This is a genomic window from Klebsiella sp. 10-1, from assembly GCF_009758445.1.
In the GTDB taxonomy this organism is placed as follows: Bacteria; Pseudomonadota; Gammaproteobacteria; order Enterobacterales; family Enterobacteriaceae; genus Klebsiella; species Klebsiella scottii.
Genome location: NZ_WQRE01000001.1, coordinates 1,473,042 through 1,490,885 on the forward strand (window position 1 = coordinate 1,473,042; position 17,844 = coordinate 1,490,885).

15 protein-coding genes are annotated in these 17,844 nt (G+C 61.7%); 8 read left to right on the plus strand and 7 right to left on the minus strand.

Annotated elements, in window-relative coordinates; all coding sequences use genetic code 11:
• Window positions 1–533: 533 nt before the first annotated feature.
• The 7 genes from GO007_RS07020 to GO007_RS07050 form a co-directional block, all read right to left on the minus strand.
• Window positions 534–1,193, minus strand: a complete 660-nt coding sequence (locus GO007_RS07020; RefSeq protein WP_095097315.1) for an O-methyltransferase — start codon at window positions 1,191–1,193, stop codon at window positions 534–536.
• A 15-nt stretch (window positions 1,194–1,208) separates the two neighbouring features.
• Entirely contained in the window at window positions 1,209–2,594 is a 1,386-nt protein-coding gene (locus tag GO007_RS07025; RefSeq protein ID WP_095097318.1) for an efflux transporter outer membrane subunit, read from the minus strand.
• Entirely contained in the window at window positions 2,591–3,676 is a 1,086-nt protein-coding gene (locus GO007_RS07030; RefSeq protein ID WP_095097321.1) for an HlyD family secretion protein, read from the minus strand. The genes GO007_RS07025 and GO007_RS07030 overlap by 4 nt, the downstream gene beginning before the upstream one ends.
• A gap of 28 nt (window positions 3,677–3,704) precedes the next feature.
• A complete protein-coding gene (locus tag GO007_RS07035) occupies window positions 3,705–5,357 on the minus strand; it encodes an MFS transporter (RefSeq protein WP_095097324.1) in 1,653 nt (550 codons plus the stop codon).
• Window positions 5,357–5,788 carry a MarR family winged helix-turn-helix transcriptional regulator gene (locus GO007_RS07040; RefSeq protein WP_095097327.1) on the minus strand — a complete coding sequence of 144 codons (432 nt, stop codon included), beginning with the start codon at window positions 5,786–5,788 and terminating at the stop codon, window positions 5,357–5,359. Before GO007_RS07040 ends, GO007_RS07035 begins: the two co-directional genes overlap by 1 nt.
• 173 nt (window positions 5,789–5,961) lie before the next feature.
• Window positions 5,962–7,236 carry a Glu/Leu/Phe/Val family dehydrogenase gene (locus tag GO007_RS07045; RefSeq protein ID WP_095097330.1) on the minus strand — a complete coding sequence of 425 codons (1,275 nt, stop codon included), beginning with the start codon at window positions 7,234–7,236 and terminating at the stop codon, window positions 5,962–5,964.
• Window positions 7,237–7,473: 237 nt separating this feature from the next.
• On the minus strand, window positions 7,474–7,743 hold the full coding sequence (locus GO007_RS07050) for a hypothetical protein (protein WP_143350144.1): 270 nt from the start codon (window positions 7,741–7,743) through the stop codon (window positions 7,474–7,476).
• A gap of 21 nt (window positions 7,744–7,764) precedes the next feature.
• Here GO007_RS07050 and GO007_RS07055 point away from each other — a divergent pair, with 21 nt between their 5' ends.
• From GO007_RS07055 to aldA, 8 genes are all read left to right on the plus strand, one after another.
• A complete protein-coding gene (locus GO007_RS07055) occupies window positions 7,765–8,970 on the plus strand; it encodes a bifunctional succinylornithine transaminase/acetylornithine transaminase (protein WP_095097333.1) in 1,206 nt (401 codons plus the stop codon).
• 18 nt (window positions 8,971–8,988) lie between these two features.
• Window positions 8,989–10,005 carry an arginine N-succinyltransferase gene (astA, locus tag GO007_RS07060; protein WP_189339842.1) on the plus strand — a complete coding sequence of 339 codons (1,017 nt, stop codon included), beginning with the start codon at window positions 8,989–8,991 and terminating at the stop codon, window positions 10,003–10,005.
• Window positions 9,996–11,462: a succinylglutamate-semialdehyde dehydrogenase gene (gene astD, locus GO007_RS07065; protein ID WP_095097339.1), complete on the plus strand. Its 1,467-nt coding sequence runs from the start codon at window positions 9,996–9,998 to the stop codon at window positions 11,460–11,462. Before astA ends, astD begins: the two co-directional genes overlap by 10 nt.
• 22 nt (window positions 11,463–11,484) lie before the next feature.
• Window positions 11,485–12,825 (plus strand): N-succinylarginine dihydrolase, encoded by a 1,341-nt coding sequence (astB, locus tag GO007_RS07070; protein ID WP_095097341.1) that lies wholly within the window; start codon window positions 11,485–11,487, stop codon window positions 12,823–12,825.
• 10 nt (window positions 12,826–12,835) lie between these two features.
• Window positions 12,836–13,831 carry a succinylglutamate desuccinylase gene (astE, locus tag GO007_RS07075; RefSeq protein WP_095097344.1) on the plus strand — a complete coding sequence of 332 codons (996 nt, stop codon included), beginning with the start codon at window positions 12,836–12,838 and terminating at the stop codon, window positions 13,829–13,831.
• A gap of 10 nt (window positions 13,832–13,841) precedes the next feature.
• Window positions 13,842–15,278, plus strand: a complete 1,437-nt coding sequence (locus tag GO007_RS07080) for an amino acid permease (RefSeq protein ID WP_095097347.1) — start codon at window positions 13,842–13,844, stop codon at window positions 15,276–15,278.
• 77 nt (window positions 15,279–15,355) lie between these two features.
• Window positions 15,356–16,159 (plus strand): YdcF family protein, encoded by an 804-nt coding sequence (locus GO007_RS07085; RefSeq protein ID WP_095097350.1) that lies wholly within the window; start codon window positions 15,356–15,358, stop codon window positions 16,157–16,159.
• Window positions 16,160–16,360: 201 nt separating this feature from the next.
• Window positions 16,361–17,800: an aldehyde dehydrogenase gene (gene aldA, locus GO007_RS07090; RefSeq protein ID WP_095097353.1), complete on the plus strand. Its 1,440-nt coding sequence runs from the start codon at window positions 16,361–16,363 to the stop codon at window positions 17,798–17,800.
• The last annotated feature ends 44 nt before the right edge of the window (window positions 17,801–17,844 follow it).

A 17,844-nucleotide genomic window follows, 5' to 3' on the forward strand; every position in this document is an offset into this window, starting at 1 on the left:
CGCCCGGCCCTGGGGACCCGGCATCCCGGCAAGAAAAATCGTCGCTGCGCGATACCTTCGTCTCCGCCGTCTGGCTATTCGGGGACGGCAAGAGGTAACGTCCCTGTAAGGCTTGCCTCCGCCAGGTTATTCGTCCCATCCCTGGGACTCACCCCTTCGGGGCCGACGTCAACGTCGTTCAAAAACGCTCCGGGCGTTTTTGTCCATGCTGGCGGCGGCCAGCCGCCTGCGCCTCAGCGATTTTTAGCCGGCCCAACCCCCCTGCTGCATATCCCGATGCCTCATGCCTGCATGGTCATTGCTGAAAATTCTTTCAGCAATGAAATCGCAACCTAATTGCCACGGGTTGGCAGCGTGGGGCGGGCGAAACGCCCCCGTGCCGTTCACCCGCAGCGGGTGTGAGAAAAACGTCGGATTCAACGTGAACGGAACATTCCACGGAAATGAACGAAATATTCCGCGGAGGTTAATGAGAGAAGTTTCTCTTAGCGAGCAGCCACGTTAATCGGCTGGGGCCGCTGCCGGTAGCGGAGCTACCCGTTGACCCACGCCAGCGTAAACCCATCCCAGCCCTTGCTGCCCACCGTCTGCAGCGCCGTCACCGTCAGGCGCGGGTCGCTGCCCATCATCTCAATAAACCGCCGCACGCCCTGGACCCGCTCATCGGCGCTATGCGGATTAGTCACCTCCCCATCCCGCACCACGTTATCGCCGATAATCAGCGTTCCCGGCCGGGAGTAGCGCAGGGCCCACCGCAGGTAGTGTGGGTTGTTGGGCTTATCGGCATCGATAAAAATCAGATCAAAAGCGGGGCGATCGCCGAGGCTCTCAAGGGTTGCCAGCGCCGGGCCTTCGCGCACCTCGACCCGATCGTCCACGCCCGCCAGCCGAATATTCTGCCGCGCAGTTTGCGCATGGTGCGGGTCGGCTTCCAGGGTCAGCAGCTCGCCGTCCGGCGGCAGCTCGCGCGCCATCCAGATGGTGCTATAGCCGCCGAGCGTGCCGATCTCCAGCACCCGCCGGGCGCGGGTGATGCGCACCAGCAGCGCCAGAAACTGGCCCTGGTTGGCGGCAACGTCATAGGCCGGAAGGCCGGCGCGCTGGTTATTCTCCAGCACCTGCTGCAGCAGCGGGTCGTGCGGGATCAGCGTTTCAACAAGATAATTATCTACAGCAGACCATTGTTGTTGCATGCAAAATTTCCTGTATTACGTCCCTGATGAATCAGACCAGCCGCCTCCCAGCGACCGATATAAATCAACCTGGGCCAGCAGCAGGTTATTTTTCACCTGCACGACGCTGATTTGCGTCGAGAACAGGGTGCGCTGGGCGTCCAGAACCTCGAGATAAGAGGAGTAGCCGTTACGATAGCGGTTTCCGGCAATCCGCAGCGTCTCCTGCGCCACCGCCTCCTGCTCCTGCAGCTCCGTGAGCTGTTCGCCGTAGCGGGTGATGGCGTCCAGGCTATCGTTGACCTCGCGAAACGCGCCGCGCACCGTTTTCTCATAGCCATACAGCGCCTGGTTACGCTGGGCCATCGACACGTCGACCTGGGCGTTCAGCGCCTGGCGGTTCAGCAGCGGAGCGAGAATACTGCCGCCGATGCTCCACAGCCGCAGCGGATTATCGAGCAGATCCGGCAGCGTACGGTCCTGCATGCTGCCGGTGGCGGTCAAATTGATCGACGGCAGCAGCCGGGCCTGGGAAGAGGCAAGGGTGGCGTCGGCGGCGAGCAGCTGGCGCTGGGCCTGCGCGATATCCGGTCGGCGGTTCAGCAGGCTGGAGGGCAGCTGCGACGACAGCGACAGCGGCGTCAGATGGGCAAAGTCCTGACGCCTGATCTCCTGCGGGTTGCTGCCGATCAGCACGCTGAGGGCGTTCTCCTGCTGGGCGATTTGATGCTCCAGCGGCGGGATCTGCGCCCGGGTAGATCGCAGCTCCGAATCGGCCTGCATCAGCTCGAGGCGCGAGGTATAGCCGGTCTCAAACTGGCGTTTAGCCATGCTGTAGGCGTCTTCGCGGGATTTCAGCGTCTGCCGGGTGACCCGCAGCTGCTCGTCCAGAGAGAGCAGCGTCAGATAGCCGACGGCCACCGAGGCGGCGACGGTAAGGTCTGCGGCAGCGGCGGCTGCCTTCTGCGCCTCAAGGCTGGCCTCGGCGGCGCTGGCGGCGCTGCGGTTGGCTCCCCAGATATCGACGTCATAGCTGGCGGTAAGCCCGCCTTTATAGACCGTACTGTGGATGGGCAGGCCGGTGGCGGCGGACTGCGCGCGGGCGCGGCTGCCGCTCAGCGAGGCGTCAAGGGACGGAAACAGGCTGCTGTCGGCGGCATAGGCCCGCGCCTGGTATTCATTCACCCGTTCGCGGGCGATCAGCACATCGCTGTTATAGCGCAGCGCCTGTTCCACGTACTGATTGAGCTGGCTGTCGTGAAAGTTGCGCCACCACACGCCCTCAAGCGGGCTGGCGGGGCCGATTTCGGCGCGCCAGGCGGCGGGGATCTGCAGCGACGACGCTGCGGGCGGCACGTCTGCCGACCGGCAGCCGGCCAGCGCGACGCTCAGCGCCAGCGCAAGGGTGAGCCGGCGCATCATGGCTTCTCTCCCTCACGGGTATCGATGGTGACCTGCACCGACATGCCGGGGCGCAGGTGCTGGCTATTTTTCTGCCCCTCATCGACCGCGATGCGCACAGGAATTCGCTGGGCAATTTTAACAAAGTTGCCGGTGGCGTTATCCGGCGAAATGGCGCTGAATTCAACGCCGGTCGCCGGGGAGATGCTCTGGACGACGCCGCGGAACGCCTCGCCATCGAGCGCATCGACGCTAAAGGTTGCGGCCTGGCCAATGCGAATGTGCGCCAGCTGGGTCTCTTTCATATTGGCGATCACCCAGTGCTGCGGCGGCACCAACGACGTCAGGTGGGTACCGGCGCTGACGTAGGCGCCGAGACGCACGGAGATCTGCCCCAGCTGTCCGCCGGTTGGCGCGACGATCCGCGTGTTCTGCAGATCGATATCCGCCAGCTCCAGCGCAGCCCTGGCGCTGGCAACGTCGGCTTCCAGCGCGTCGCGGTTGACGATGGTGGATTGCAGATCCTGACGCGACATTTCCAGCGTGGCTTTCGCCTGTTCAATATCGGCGGTGCCCTGCGCGGCGCTGGCTCTTGCCGAGTCGCGCTCGCGAATTGACAGCGAACCGTCGGCGGTCAAATCCTGCACCCGCTTTAAGTCGGCCTGGTTTTTTTGATTCTGCGCGCGGGCGTTTTGCAGCGCGGCCTCATTGCGGGCAATCACCGCCTGGGCGCTTCGGCGCTGCTGTTGGTTATTTTTCAGCGCCGACTCCTTCATCGCCAGAGTAGCCTGCGCCTGGTGGACGCGCTGCCTGTAGATCCGGTCGTCAATCTGGAACAGCGTCTCTCCGGGCTGGACCTCGGCAAAATCCTGGACGTTGACGGCGGTGATATAGCCGCTGACCTGCGGGCTGATAAAGGTGGTCTGCCCGCGCACGTAGGCGTTATCGGTAAACTGGCTGTGGCGGGTAAACGGCGGCAGCTGCCACGCGTACAGAATCACCAGCACCCCAACAAGGCCAATGGCGGCGGCGCTGAAAATAGAGACTACGCGGATATTATTGCGGGTATTGGCCTGTTGCCTGGCGGCATCCTGCTGACTCATAACGACTCCAGAGTAAAAATTATCTTTGTTATTTGTTTCCCGTCGCACGTTTAAGCGCAATGCGAGCGGTAATACGCAGCCTTATCAGGCGCCAGAACACCCAGATCAGCGTGCCGGCGGAAATCAACGCCGTCAGCAGATAGGTGTCATTGTAGGCAAGAATATTGGCCTGCAGCGTTGAGGCGTTCTGCAGGAGCGTACTGGCCTGCACGCTTAGCAGCGTGCTGTCGCCAATCTGGCTTTGATACATCTGGCTGTATTGCTGCAGGCGCTCGGCAATCAGCGGATTCAGCGTGGTTATCTGGTCGGCGAGCTGACTGGAGTGAAACTTTTCCCGCCAGGTCTGAAAGGTGCCGAGGATCGCCGACCCCAGCAGGCCGCCGATATTCTGGCTCATGCCAAACAGCACCGAAAAGCTCACCAGGTTGCGCTGGTCGGCAATGACCCCGCCGATCCCGGCCAGCATCGCCGGCGCCAGGAAGAACGCGCTGCCGAAGCCGAGCAGGAACTGGCTGAACATCAGCTGTTCGGGACGCGTCAGGATGGTCGAGCGGCTGTCGAGCAGCGAGGCTATCATGATCAGCGCCAGGGCGGTGGCGGTGGGCCAGTAAAGCCGCTGCGGGTTGAGGGTCAGGCAGCTGGCGACGATGCCGCAGGCGATCCCGGCGAAAATCGACCACGCCAGCTGGGTCATCTGTTCGTTCTGCAACCCCACGTACTGCAGCCAGCCGATAACCCCGGTGTTTTGCTCCGCCAGCACGATCCGCATTAGCAGCATAATTAATCCCAGGCGCAGGATGCTGCCGCTGGAGAGCCAGTGGGTGTTGAGCAGCGGGTTGCTGCGGTTGTGCTCGAAGACGATGGCCAACACAATCAGCACCACCGCGCCCGCCAGCGCCCAGCCGATCCACGGGGCTTCAAACCACCAGTCAAGGCGGCCCAGCGAGAGAACGGCGCAGACCAGCGCCATGCCGGGGGCCAGCAGAATAAAGGTAATAAAGTCCTTTTTCTCGAACACTTTCTTCCGATCGCTGGGGGGCAGCTTGAGCACCATTACGCAGGCGAGAGAGACCAGCGCCAGCCCCAGTTCAAAAAAGTAGAGGCCGCGCCATTCGTCAATCTGCAGCAGCTCCGTGGAGAAGAGGCGGGCGAGAGGGATCGCCAGCGACGAGCCGGTGATCCCGATGGTCAGCGCCTTCAGGCGGTGGCGGGCGGGCCAAGCCTGCACCTGATAATAAATGCCCAGCGAGCTGAGCGCCGCCGCCACCATGCCGTGCGCGGCGCGGACCATCATGGCCGAGCTGAGATCGTTGACGAAGAGGTGGAAAAAGGTCACCAGCACGTACAGAACCAGAAAGCCTTCGGTAAAGGCGCGCAGGCCGAACTGCTGGCGAAATTTTACCAGCAGCAGGTTGATCGAGACGTTGGTCATGACGTAGACCGCCGGCAGCCAGGCGATTTCCGTCGACCAGGCGGCGAAGGTTCCCTGCAGGTTCTGCAGGTTGGCGGTGACCACCGCGTTGCCCAGCGCGCCGGTCAGGCAGACCAGCAGCCCGACAATGCCGTAGGCGATACGCTTTGGCGTCGGGTGGATCGGCGTCGAGGGCGAACCGAGGATCGCCGGCTTTTCATGCGGCGCCCAGTCATGGGGCACGTAGGGGTTTTCAGGACGGCGAGGCATTACTTTTTCTCCACCTCGCGCAGCAGTTTTTCCAGTACCAGGTGCGTTTGCTGCCGCTCTTCGGGGCTGATGGCGCTTAAAATCTCTTCGCGTAAATCATCGGCCACCGTTTTTACCTGCAGATAAAGCTCAAGGCCTTTGTCGGTGGCAACCAGCAGGCGCTTGCGCCGGTCGCTGTCGGTTTTTACGCGCTCCACCAGCGCTAACTCCACCAGCCGGTTGATCAGCGGGACGATAGTGGCGCTCTCTACGCCCAGCTCCTGGGCCAGCTCGCTTTGCGACAGCGGCTGCTGGTTGCGGGCAATCGCCGAGACGGCGACCCAGCTGGCCTGGCTCATGCCGAGGTCCTTGAGGCGGCGGTTGACCGCCAGCCGCCAGTGATGGGCGGTGAGGTACAGTAAATGGGAAAAGGTAAGCTGTCGGTTATCCATAGTCTTCTGCAAAGTCATTAGAGCTCTAATGAGTTTATGCCCGACGGATTGGCGAATTCAAGGTTAAATAGAAAAATGGTTAATGGTCTGTTCGAAAAATGTACGTGCGGCGGCGAAAGGGCAAAAAAAGCCCGGGCCAGGGCCCGGGCGGTTGTGGCGATCGTCGTCGAGCCTTAGCCCGGATAGATCCCGCGATCTTTACGCGCCATCAGAATACGCTCACAGGCGACGATATAGGCCGCGGTACGCAGAGAGCACTCTTTGTCGGCGGCTTTCTCGCAGACGTGGACGATCGCATCGGTCATGATGCGGTCCATTTTGGCGTTGATCTCCTCCTCGCTCCAGAAGAAGCTCGCCATATCCTGCACCCACTCGAAGTAGCTGACGGTTACGCCGCCGGCGTTGCAGATAACGTCCGGCACCACGATCACGCCGCGCTCGGCCAGCACGTCATCGGCCTCAGGGTAGGTCGGGCCGTTAGCCCCTTCCAGCACCAGCTTACAGCTGATTTTTTCCGCGCGCTCGCGGGTGATCTGACCCTCCAGCGCCGCCGGGATCAGAATATCCATCGGCGTGGTCCAGAACGCTTCTTTCTCGATTTCGCGGGCGCCAGGGAAGCCGGCAATCTGCTTTTTCTCCGCCTGCCATGCGGTCAGGGCGGCCATATCAATCCCGCCCTCGTTGAACAACGTCGCGGTGTGATCCTGAATAACCACCACGCGGGCGCCAACCTCGGAGAACAGGCGGGCCGCTTCGCTACCGACGTTACCAAAGCCCTGCAGCGCGACTTTCGCGCCCTCAATTTCAATCCCGAAGCGGCCAGCCACTTCGCGACCGGTGATAAATACGCCGCGGCCGGTGGCCTTTTCACGACCGAGAGAACCGCCGAGGTGGATCGGCTTGCCGGTGACTACGCCGGTGATGGTGGTGCCGTGGTTCATGGAGTAGGTATCCATCATCCATGCCATCACTTTGCCGTTGGTGCCGACATCCGGCGCCGGAATATCTTTTTGCGGTCCGATGATAAGGCCGATTTCACTGGTGTAGCGGCGGGTCAGGCGTTCCAGCTCGCCTTCCGACAGGCTGAACGGGTCGACGCGAACGCCGCCCTTAGCGCCGCCGTAAGGAATATTGACTGCGGCGCACTTGATGGTCATCCAGGCAGAAAGCGCCATCACTTCGTTCAGGTCAACGTCCGGATGGTAGCGAACACCACCTTTACCCGGTCCACGCGAAAGATTGTGCTGTACGCGATAGCCTTCGAAGTGGCGGATGGTGCCGTCATCCATCTGCACCGGAATGTCGACGATCAGCGCGCGTTTCGGGTGGCGCAGGGTTTCCACCCAGTAGGCGAGATCGCCCAGATAAGGCGCTACGCGGTCGATCTGGCGCAGATAGGTTGTCCAGGGAGATGCACTACTTTCAGATGCGTAAGATAACTTTTCCATAAGAGTCCTGTTCTCAATGTTATTTATGTCGTGTAAAACCGTGGAATAGCTACAGCAGTAAACTCTGTGTGATGAATAATATCACCAATTTTATAAAGCAGTATTTGACGGCAATTACGAATTTTACATTTTTGTTAGAAATTTTATTTTTTAAGTGAATAACTACGCACTGAAAACCCGCCTCATGTCGTGCATCAATATGCATATTTTATGCAAATTAGTGAATATAAAAATAAATTATCTATATTTATCATTACCTTGATGATCTTCAAAAAGTGAATAAATTGCTAGCCAACCGTATTGACTTTGTAGCACAGTAGGCGCCAGCATGAGAGCACGCAATGCACAAGCTATTAACCATGACTTAACAATTGCCCTTGCGTTTATAAGGCCTTTATTTTTTGCGCTGAATTTCATTTCATCGCAACGGATTCGCTCGCAATAAAAACGGCGCACGGGAATGGTTAATTTCGAATATCCACGACTGACAACATTAATTATTGTCAACAATTGTTCCGGAGAAGTGTTATGTCAGGCAGCATTACTCGTGAAGATTTTGATTCTTATATGGTTCCCTGTTTCGCACCGGCCCCGTTTATTCCGCTGAAAGCGGCAGGGTCGAAAGTTTGGGATCGGCAGGGTAAAGAGTACATCGACCTGGCGGGCGGCATCGCCGTTAACTCTCTTGGCCACTGCAATCCGGCGCTGGCGGCGGCGCTGAAAGAGCAGCTCGACAGCCTGTGGCACATTGGCAACGGCTATACCAACGAGCCGGTGCTGCAGCTGGCTAAAACCCTGGTTAACGCCACCTTTGCCGATAAGGTTTTCTTCTGCAACTCCGGGGCGGAAGCCAACGAAGCGGCGCTGAAGCTGGCGCGCAAATATGCGCACGATAAGTTTGGCGCCGATAAAAGCGAAATTATTGCCTTCAATAACGCCTTCCACGGTCGCACGCTGTTCACCGTGTCGGTGGGGGGACAGCCGAAATACTCCTGTGATTACGCGCCGCTGCCGCCGGATATTACCCATCAGCCGTATAACGATATCGCGGCGCTCACCGCCGCCATCTCAGCGCGAACCTGCGCGGTGATCGTTGAGCCGATTATCGGCGAGGGCGGCGTGGTTCCGGCCGATCCGGCATTCCTCAGGACGCTGCGGGAGCTGTGCGACCAGCATGACGTCACGCTGATTTTTGACGAAGTTCAGACCGGCGCCGGGAGGACCGGCGCGCTCTACGCCTACCAGCACTACAACGTGGTCCCGGACATACTCACCAGCGCCAAAGGGCTGGGCGGCGGCTTCCCGATTGGCGCCATGCTGGTGAAAGAGGCGTGGGCGCAGGTTTTCCAGCCGGGGACCCACGGCACCACTTTCGGCGGCAATCCGCTGGCGGCAACGGCGGCCAACGGCGTTCTGGCGCAGCTGGATGAGGCGCTGCTGGCCGGGGTTGGCGAGCGCCACGACGCTATCGTCGCCGGGCTGAATGCGCTAAACGCGAAGTACGATCTTTTCAGCGCGGTGCGCGGCGTCGGGCTGCTGATTGGCGCCGAGCTGGCGAGCCGCCTGCGCGGCCAGGCCAAAACGCTGACCAACCTCGCGGCGCAGGAGGGGCTGATCGCCCTGATCGCCGGACCTGACGTCCTGCGCTTTGCCCCCGCGCTCAATATTCCGCTGGCGGACATTGAGGAAGCCTTCGTGCGGCTCGATCGCGCCGTCGCCCGCCTGACGCGCTAATCCGGGAGACGGTTTATGATGCTATTTCGTCCCGTCAGGGAAAACGATCTCGACGACATCATTCGCCTCGCCTCGCGGGCGGGGGTCGGCATGACGTCGTTACCGAACGATCCCGCGCGCCTGGCCGCGCGGATCCAGCGCAGCGTCGACACCTTCGCCGGCAGGCTGCCCCGCGGCCAGCAGGGCTTCCTGTTTGTGCTGGAGGATACCGATCTGTCGCGGGCGGTGGGCGTCAGCGCCATTGAGGTGGCGGTGGGGCTCGACGAACCCTTTTATAATTTCCGCCTGCAGCGCACGGTTCGCGCCTCGAAGGAGCTGGGGGTCTATAAAAATCAGGAGCTGCTGAACCTCAGCTACGACCACACCGGCCATAGCGAGCTCTGCACCCTGTTCCTCGACCCGGAGTACCAAAAAAACCGTAACGGCCTGTTCCTCTCCAAAGCGCGGTTTTTATTTATCGCCGCCTTCCGGGAGCTGTTTTCGCCGCATCTGTTCGCCGAGCTGCGCGGACGCAGCGATGAGCACGGTAATTCGCCGTTCTGGGATGCACTGGGCCACCACTTCTTCGATATTCCGTTTGCCGATGCCGACCGGCTGACCGGCACCGGCATGAAAACCTTTATTGCCGAGCTGATGCCGGCGTATCCGATTTACGTCTCGCTGCTGCCGGAAAACGCCCGCGAAGCGATTGGCGAGGTGCATGCCAATACCTCGCCGGCGCGGGCGATCCTTGAAAAAGAGGGCTTCAGCTGGCGCGGGTCGGTGGATATTTTCGACGCCGGCCCGGTGCTGGAGGCGCAAACCGACAGTATCAGAGCGATCGGCGAGAGCCGGTTTATCCCGGCCATGCACGCCATGGCGCAGCGGGCGGCGCCGATCATCGTCGCCAATAACCGGTTTGAACATTTCCGCGCGGTGCTGCTGACCCCGGAAGAGAACAACGAACGCGCCGCGCTGGACGCCCTCGAGGTTAGCGAGACTGACCGGGTTCATGCGGTAACACTTAATCCGGAGAGCAGAACATCATGGCAATAAACGCACATTTTATCGCAGGCGAGTGGCGGCAGGGTTCGGGGGCGCCGTTAACCAAGCTGGCGCCGGAAAACCAGGCGCCGCTGTGGCAGGCGGCCAGCGCGGGAGCGGCGGAGGTGCAGGCCGCCTGCGCGGCGGCGCGCGGCGCCTTTTACGCCTGGTCCCATCTTGCGCTGGCGGAGCGTATTGCCAGCGTGCAGCGCTTTGCCGCGCTGCTGGATGCGCATAAAGAGGCCCTGGCGGAGATGATTTCTCGCGAAACCAGCAAGCCGCTGTGGGAAACCCGCACCGAGGTGCAGGCGATGATCGGCAAAGCGGCGATCTCCATTGACGCCTACGCCGAGCGTACCGGCTATCGCGAATCGCCGATGCCGGACGGCAAAGCACTCCTGCGCCACAAGCCGCACGGAGTGATGGCGGTCTTCGGCCCGTACAACTTCCCCGGCCATTTGCCGAACGGTCATATTATTCCGGCGCTGATCGCCGGCAACACGGTGGTCTTTAAGCCCAGCGAACTGACGCCGGCGACCGCCGAGCTGACCGTGCAGTTGTGGCAGCAGGCCGGGGTTCCGGAAGGGGTTATCAACCTGATTCAGGGCGGCAAGGAGACCGGCCAGGCGCTGCTGGAAAACCGCGATATCGACGGGGTGCTGTTTACCGGCAGCGCGTCAACCGGCTTCCACTTCCACCGCTATCTCGGCGGCCAGCCGGAGAAGATGCTGGCGCTGGAGATGGGCGGCAACAACGCGCTGATCGTCGCCGACGCGCTTGACGTCGACGCGGCGCTGAACGTGATTATCCAGTCGGCGTTTATCTCCGCCGGGCAGCGCTGCACCTGCGCCCGCCGGCTGGTGGTCAAACGCGGGGAGCAGGGCGACGCGCTGCTGCAGCGGCTGGCTGCCGCCAGCGCCAGCATTCGCGCCGGCCGCTGGGATGCCGAACCGCAGCCGTTTATGGGCGGCGTTATCTCCCTGCAGGCGGCGCAGGGGATGCTGGCGGCGCAGGACAAGCTTGAGCAGCTGGGCGGCAAGGTGCTGCTGCGCATGACCCAGCCGGATCCCAACTCCACGCTGCTCACCCCGGGAATTATTGACGTCACCGGGATCGACGTGCCCGACGAAGAGTATTTCGGCCCGCTGCTGACGGTGGTCCGCTATGAGCAGTTTGATGAGGCGATCCGCATCGCCAACAACACCCGCTACGGGCTGGCGACCGGGCTGATTTCCGCCGATCCGGCGCTGTTCGCCAGGCTCGCCGATGAAGCGCGCGCCGGGATCGTTAACTGGAACAAGCCGCTGACCGGCGCCTCCAGCAAGGCGCCGTTTGGCGGCGTGGGCGCCTCCGGCAACCACCGCGCGTCGGCCTGGTACGCGGCGGACTATTGCGCCTGGCCGATGGCCTCGCTGGTCAGCGAAACGCTGACGCTCCCGGCGGCAACGTCGCCCGGTCTGCCATTCTGACAACGGATTCTGTGAGGACACTATGTCTGGTTTTGAAGCTAATTTCGATGGCCTGGTTGGGCCTACGCACCACTACGCCGGGCTGTCGGTCGGTAACGAAGCCTCGCAAAATAACCGCGACGGCGTATCCAACCCGAAGAAGGCGGCGCTGCAGGGCTTATGCAAAATGAAGGCCCTTGCCGACAGGGGCTTTATTCAGGGGATTTTACCCCCGCAGCCGCGGCCGAATATCGCCGCGCTGCGCGGTCTGGGCTTTTACGGCAGCGATGAGCAGGTGATCGCCCGCGCCGCCGCCGACGCGCCGCATCTGCTCTCGGCGTTTAGCTCTGCATCGTCGATGTGGACCGCCAACGCGGCGACGGTATCGCCATCCGCCGATAGCGCCGACGGCAGGCTGCATTTTACGGTCGCCAACCTGACCAACAAGCTGCACCGCTCCCAGGAAGCGCCGACCACCGCGGCGATTTTACGCGCGACCTTTGCCGACGAAGGCTATTTCGTCCATCACCATGCCCTGGCCCAGCACGGCGACCTGGGCGATGAAGGGGCGGCGAACCACAACCGCTTCTGCTACGACTACGGCCGTCAGGGTCTGCAGCTGTTTGTCTACGGCAGGCGCGCCAGCGGCGGCGTGGCGCCGCAAAAATATCCGGCGCGTCAGACCCTGGAGGCGAGCCAGGCGGTGGCCCGCCTGCACCGGCTGAACCCGGAATATACCGTTTTTGCCCAGCAGGATCCGGCGGCCATCGACGGCGGCGTGTTCCATAATGACGTGATTGCGGTAAGCAATCGCCACGTGCTGTTCCATCATCAGCAGGCCTTTGTACAGCAGCAGGCGCTGCTGGCGACCCTGCGGGAAAAAGCGGCCCGCCTGGATATTCCGTTTGTCAGCGTCGAGGTTCCGCAGGCCCAGGTGGGGCTTAACGACGCCGTCGCCTCGTATCTGTTCAACAGCCAGCTGCTGAGCAAGCCGGATGGCAAAATGCTGATCGTGGTGCCGGAAGAGTGCCGCCAGCGGGAGAACGTCTGGCAGTACCTGAGCGGGCTGGTGAGCGACAGCGCCTCGCCGATCGACGAGCTGGCGGTATTCGATCTGCGTGAAAGCATGCGCAACGGCGGCGGCCCGGCCTGCCTGCGCCTGCGGGTGGTGCTGAACCACGCCGAGCTGGCGGCGGTGAATCCGCACAGCCTGATGGACGACGCGCGCTATCGGCAGCTCACGCAGTGGGTCGAGAAGCATTACCGCGATCGCCTCCACGCCCGCGACCTGGCCGACCCGCAGCTCCTGAGCGAGGTGTATCAGGCCCTTGATGAACTGACGCAGATTTTGCGCCTGGGCTGCATCTATGACTTCCAGCGCTAAGGGACCGGGAATGGACAACAAGGTGAATGATTTACTGCACTGTCGGCTGGCGGAGTGGGCGTTTCCCGCAGAAATTGAGGCGCGCTGGCTGGCGGACGGCGTGCTGCAGCTGCTGCCGCAGAGGCCGTGGCGGCAGGCGGCGATCGTTTCAGCCGGCATTCACGGCAACGAAACCGCGCCGATAGAGATGCTGCTGGAGATCGCGCATGCGCTGAGCCAGGGCCAGCAGCCGCTCTCGCAGGCGCTGCTGATCGTCTTCGGCAACCTGCCGGCGATCCGCGCCTCCCGCCGCTATCTGCATAACGACCTCAACCGCCTGTTCGGCGGGCGTCATCTGCGCGCGGCGCCGGGCAACGAGTCCCGGCGCGCGGCGGAGCTGGAGGCGGCGGTCCGGGCGTTCTATACGGCGGCCGATGCCCACGGCCGCGTCGGCAGAGTGCATCTCGATCTGCATACCGCCATCCGCGGCTCGCGCTACCGCCAGTTTGCGCTTCTCCCCGCGCGGGAGGGAGAGTACAGCGCCGGGTTTTATCAGCTGCTCTCTGCCAGCGGTATGGACGCGGTGGTGCGTCATACCGAACCCGGCGGGACCTTTACCCACTTTACCGCCGAGGCGTTCGCCGCCGAAAGCGCGACGCTGGAGCTGGGCAAAGTGATGCCCTTTGGTGAGAACGATTTGCGCCTGTTTGCCCCCGCCGGGGCGGCGCTGCGGGCGACGATCGGCGGCGGCGCGCTGCCGTCGCGCCTCAAGGAGCCGATGCGCCATTTTGTGGTTCAGGAGAGCATCATCAAGGGCGACGATCGCTTCATCTTGCACCTCGATCCGCAAACTGAAAACTTCACCGCGCTTGCCGTCGGGCACGTTATTGCGCGTCAGGCGGAGAAAACGTGGGTTATCGATGCGCAGGCTCCCTACATCCTGTTTCCAAATGCGGGAGTGGCAAACGGGCAACGCGCCGGTTTGCTGCTGAAGTCTGCCGCGCCATGCCTTTCTTTGCCTCTCTGAAGGAATCGACATGACTCAACATCAACGTGAGGGGCAGGAGCATCCTGCCATCGACGGGGAGTGCCCGTCGCAGCTCAAACGCGGCCTTGGCGCCCGGCACATTCAGATGATTGCGCTGGGCGGCGCCATCGGGACCGGCCTGTTTATGGGGGCGGGACGAAATATTGCGGTGGCGGGGACCTCGATCCTGCTGATCTATCTGCTGGTGGGCTTTTTTACCTATATGGTGATGCGGGCGATGGGCGAAGTGCTGCTCACCCGCCTGGATTACCGCTCTTTCGCCGATTTCGTCGGCGATTATCTGGGGCCGCAGGCGAGCTTTTACCTCGGCTGGACCTACTGGCTGAGCTGGGTGGTGACCTGTATTGCCGACGTGGTGGTGTGCGGCAGCTATATGCAGTACTGGTTTCCCGAAATGTCGGCGTGGATGCCGGCCCTGAGCACCCTCGGCATTCTGTTCCTGTTCAATTTGCTGTCGGTGAAGATGTTCGGCGAGGCTGAATTCTGGTTTGCGCTGATCAAGGTGATTACGATTATCGCGCTGATTGTGACCGGCGCGTGGATGATCGCCATCGGCTGGACTTCGCCGGACGGCGTGAAGGCCTCGCTGCACCATATCACCGACCCGGCGGTCTTTATGCCTCACGGCGTCACCGGCTTCCTCGCCGGTTTCCAGATAGCGATTTTCTCCTTCACCGGGATTGAGCTGCTCGGGACGATGACCGCGGAAACCCGCGATCCGCAGAAGATCTTACCTAAGGCGATCAACGCGCTGCCGCTGCGGATTATCATTTTTTATCTGCTGTCGATGGTGGTGATTATTGCCGTGGCCTCGTGGCCGGGCGTGTCGCCCGACGCCAGCCCGTTCGTCACCCTGTTCGCCAAAGCCGGCCTGCCCGCCGCCGCGGCGGTGATTAACTTCGTGGCCCTGACCTCGGCGATGTCGTCGGCCAACAGCGGGGTCTACTCCAGCACCCGCATGCTATACGGCCTGTCGGTTGAGAAACACGCCCACGGGCAGTTTCGCATCCTGTCGCGCCATACCCGCATTCCGGTGCGCAGCCTGCTGTTCTCCTGCTTCTGCATGCTCAGCGGCACGCTGCTGCTGTTCCTCGTGCCGAACGTGATGACTCTGTTCACCATCGTCTCGACGCTGGCGGCCATTATGGTGGTCTTCAGCTGGGGAATGATCCTCGTGGCCTACCTGGTGTATCGGCAAAAGCGCCCGGACCTGCATGAAAGCTCGGCCTTTAAGATGCCGGCGGGCGTGGCGATGAGCTGGCTAAGCCTGCTGTTTTTTGCCTTCTCCATTTTTATTATGATCTTCGACCCCGATACCCTGAAGGCGCTGATCGCCACGCCGCTGTGGTTCATCGCCCTGTGGCTGTGCTGGAAAATAAAGCAGAAGCGAGAAGGGCAAACGCGGCTGGAGAAACTTAACGCCTGACAGGATACAATCGGCCCAATCTGCTGCGCGGCGATAAAGAGGGACGTTGTCGCTGCGCAAACTGAAAAGGAGAAGGTATGTCAGATAATTTCCCGGCGCTCTCCGCCGATACGCTGGCGGCAGCGAACCTCGTCGGCGCCTGGCTGGCGCAGGACGATTTTACAACGCTGGCGCAGAAGCCGCCGTTTGAGGTGGTGGTGCTGGCGGGCAACGCGGTGATCCCGACCATTGATGCCGCCTGCCGGTTGGCGGCTGACGCCGAGGTTCCGCTGCTGATAAGCGGCGGGATTGGGCACTCAACTTCATTTCTCTATGAGGCGGTACGCAACGATCCGCGCTATGGTTCGCTGCCGGTAGAGGGACGCGCCGAAGCGCTTATCCTTGCCGATATCGCCCATCAGTACTGGCACATACCGCGCGAGCGGATCGTGACGGAAGCGCGCTCCACCAACTGCGGCGAGAACGCGCGCTTTACCCGCGACGTGCTCGAGGCCGAGGGGCTGGCGCACCGCGCGGGCGTGGTTATCCAGGACCCGACCATGCAGCGGCGAACGATGGCGACCTTCGCCCGCGTCTGGCAGGGGGCAGATCCGCTGCCGCGCTGGTACAGCACCCCGGGCTTCGTGCCGCAACTGCGCAATACGCCGGAGCAGGGCCTGGCGTTCAGCGGGGCGGCGCACGGGCTGTGGCCGGTGGGGCGCTATCTGGCGCTGATCCTTGGCGAGCTGCCGCGCCTGCAGAATGGCCCGCAGGGATACGGTCCGCTGGGTAAAGATTTTATTGCCCACGTTGATATGCCTCCGCGGATTATCAGCGCGTGGCGCCAGCTGCGTGACGACAGCCTCCTGGCCCACGCCCTCGGCGATCGGACCTTAGGCTGATGATTTTTGCCCGTTTGCGCCAGGTTTGTCGCAAACGGGCAGTTTGTGTTGCCTGAATGTAACGTTTCCCCCCGCTTTCGGGGCCGTTTTTATGAAGTAATTCACATAATCAGGCGTGCGGACTGCTCTTATTGCCTCTTATGGATAGATTTTTAACAAATAAATCACTTGTTAAAAACAATAAATCTACAGGAGCAGGCTATGACAGCACCCGTTCAACACCCGATGTATATTGATGGTCAGTTTGTTGCCGGGCGCGGCGACGCCTGGATTGACGTGCTTAATCCTGCCACCGAAGCGCTGCTCTCCCGCATTCCCGACGGCAGCGCCGAAGACGCGCGGCGGGCCATTGCCGCCGCGGATCGCGCGCAGCCGGCCTGGGAGGCGCTGCCGGCTATCGAGCGCGCCGGCTGGCTGCGTAAAATCGCCATCGGGGTCCGCGAACGCGCCGGCGAGATTGCGGCGCTTATCGTAGCTGAAGGCGGGAAGACTCAGCAGCTGGCGGCAGTGGAGGTCTCCTTTACCGCCGATTATCTCGACTATATGGCCGAGTGGGCGCGGCGCTACGAAGGTGAAATCGTGCAAAGCGACCGTCCCGGCGAAAATATCCTCGTTTTCAAACGCGCCCTCGGCGTGACCACCGGCATCCTGCCGTGGAACTTCCCGTTCTTCCTGATTGCCCGCAAGCTCGCCCCGGCGCTGCTGACCGGCAATACGATTGTGATTAAACCGAGCGAGTTCACGCCCAATAACGCCGTCGCCTTCGCGCAGATTGTCGATGACATCGGCCTGCCGAAGGGGGTGTTTAACCTGGTGTTAGGCCGCGGGGAGACCGTCGGCCAGGAGCTGGCGGCGAACCCGAAAGTGGCGATGGTCAGCATGACCGGCAGCGTAGGCGCGGGTGAAAAAATCATGGCCGCCGCGGCGAAAAATATCACCAAAGTGTGCCTCGAGCTGGGCGGTAAGGCGCCGGCGATTGTGATGGATGACGCCGATCTTGAGCTGGCGGTCAAGGCGGTGGTCGATTCGCGGGTGATCAACAGCGGACAGGTATGCAACTGCGTTGAGCGCGTTTACGTGCAGAAAGGGATCTACGATCGCTTCGTTAACCGCCTCGGCGAAGCGCTGAAAGCGGTACAGTTCGGCGACCCGGCCCTGCGCGATGATATTGCGATGGGGCCGCTGATTAACGCCGCCGCGCTGGAGCGGGTCGAGCAGAAGGTGGCCAAAGCGCTGGCTCAGGGCGCGCGCCTTGCCTTAGGCGGCAAAGCGGTCGCCGGCAGCGGCTATTTTTATCCGCCGACGCTGCTGCTGGACGTGCGCCAGGAGATGGATATCGTCCACGAAGAAACCTTTGGCCCGGTACTGCCGGTGGTGGCGTTTGACACGCTTGAGGAGGCGCTGGCGATGGCCAACGACAGCGACTACGGGCTGACGTCGTCAATCTATACGCGCGACCTGAACGTGGCGATGAAGGCGATTAAGGGGCTGAAGTTCGGCGAAACCTACGTTAACCGCGAGAACTTTGAAGCCATGCAGGGCTTTCATGCGGGCTGGCGCAAATCCGGTATCGGCGGGGCCGACGGCCGCCACGGTCTGAACGAATACCTGCAGACCCAGGTGGTCTATTTGCAGGCCTGAGCCGCGGATGAAAAAGCGGATAGCCAAGGGCTATCCGCTGCGGT

What these genes read in the sequence shown, in the direction of transcription:
- GO007_RS07045 (WP_095097330.1), bottom strand. Translation starts at nt 7,236, where the DNA reads ATGGAAAAGTTATCTTACGCATCTGAAAGTAGTGCATCTCCCTGGACA.
- astA (WP_189339842.1), top strand. Translation starts at nt 8,989, where the DNA reads ATGCTATTTCGTCCCGTCAGGGAAAACGATCTCGACGACATCATTCGC.
- GO007_RS07040 (WP_095097327.1), bottom strand. Translation starts at nt 5,788, where the DNA reads ATGGATAACCGACAGCTTACCTTTTCCCATTTACTGTACCTCACCGCC.
- aldA (WP_095097353.1), top strand. Translation starts at nt 16,361, where the DNA reads ATGACAGCACCCGTTCAACACCCGATGTATATTGATGGTCAGTTTGTT.
- astD (WP_095097339.1), top strand. Translation starts at nt 9,996, where the DNA reads ATGGCAATAAACGCACATTTTATCGCAGGCGAGTGGCGGCAGGGTTCG.
- GO007_RS07080 (WP_095097347.1), top strand. Translation starts at nt 13,842, where the DNA reads ATGACTCAACATCAACGTGAGGGGCAGGAGCATCCTGCCATCGACGGG.
- astB (WP_095097341.1), top strand. Translation starts at nt 11,485, where the DNA reads ATGTCTGGTTTTGAAGCTAATTTCGATGGCCTGGTTGGGCCTACGCAC.
- GO007_RS07055 (WP_095097333.1), top strand. Translation starts at nt 7,765, where the DNA reads ATGTCAGGCAGCATTACTCGTGAAGATTTTGATTCTTATATGGTTCCC.
- GO007_RS07020 (WP_095097315.1), bottom strand. Translation starts at nt 1,193, where the DNA reads ATGCAACAACAATGGTCTGCTGTAGATAATTATCTTGTTGAAACGCTG.
- GO007_RS07030 (WP_095097321.1), bottom strand. Translation starts at nt 3,676, where the DNA reads ATGAGTCAGCAGGATGCCGCCAGGCAACAGGCCAATACCCGCAATAAT.
- GO007_RS07085 (WP_095097350.1), top strand. Translation starts at nt 15,356, where the DNA reads ATGTCAGATAATTTCCCGGCGCTCTCCGCCGATACGCTGGCGGCAGCG.
- astE (WP_095097344.1), top strand. Translation starts at nt 12,836, where the DNA reads ATGGACAACAAGGTGAATGATTTACTGCACTGTCGGCTGGCGGAGTGG.
- GO007_RS07025 (WP_095097318.1), bottom strand. Translation starts at nt 2,594, where the DNA reads ATGATGCGCCGGCTCACCCTTGCGCTGGCGCTGAGCGTCGCGCTGGCC.
- GO007_RS07035 (WP_095097324.1), bottom strand. Translation starts at nt 5,357, where the DNA reads ATGCCTCGCCGTCCTGAAAACCCCTACGTGCCCCATGACTGGGCGCCG.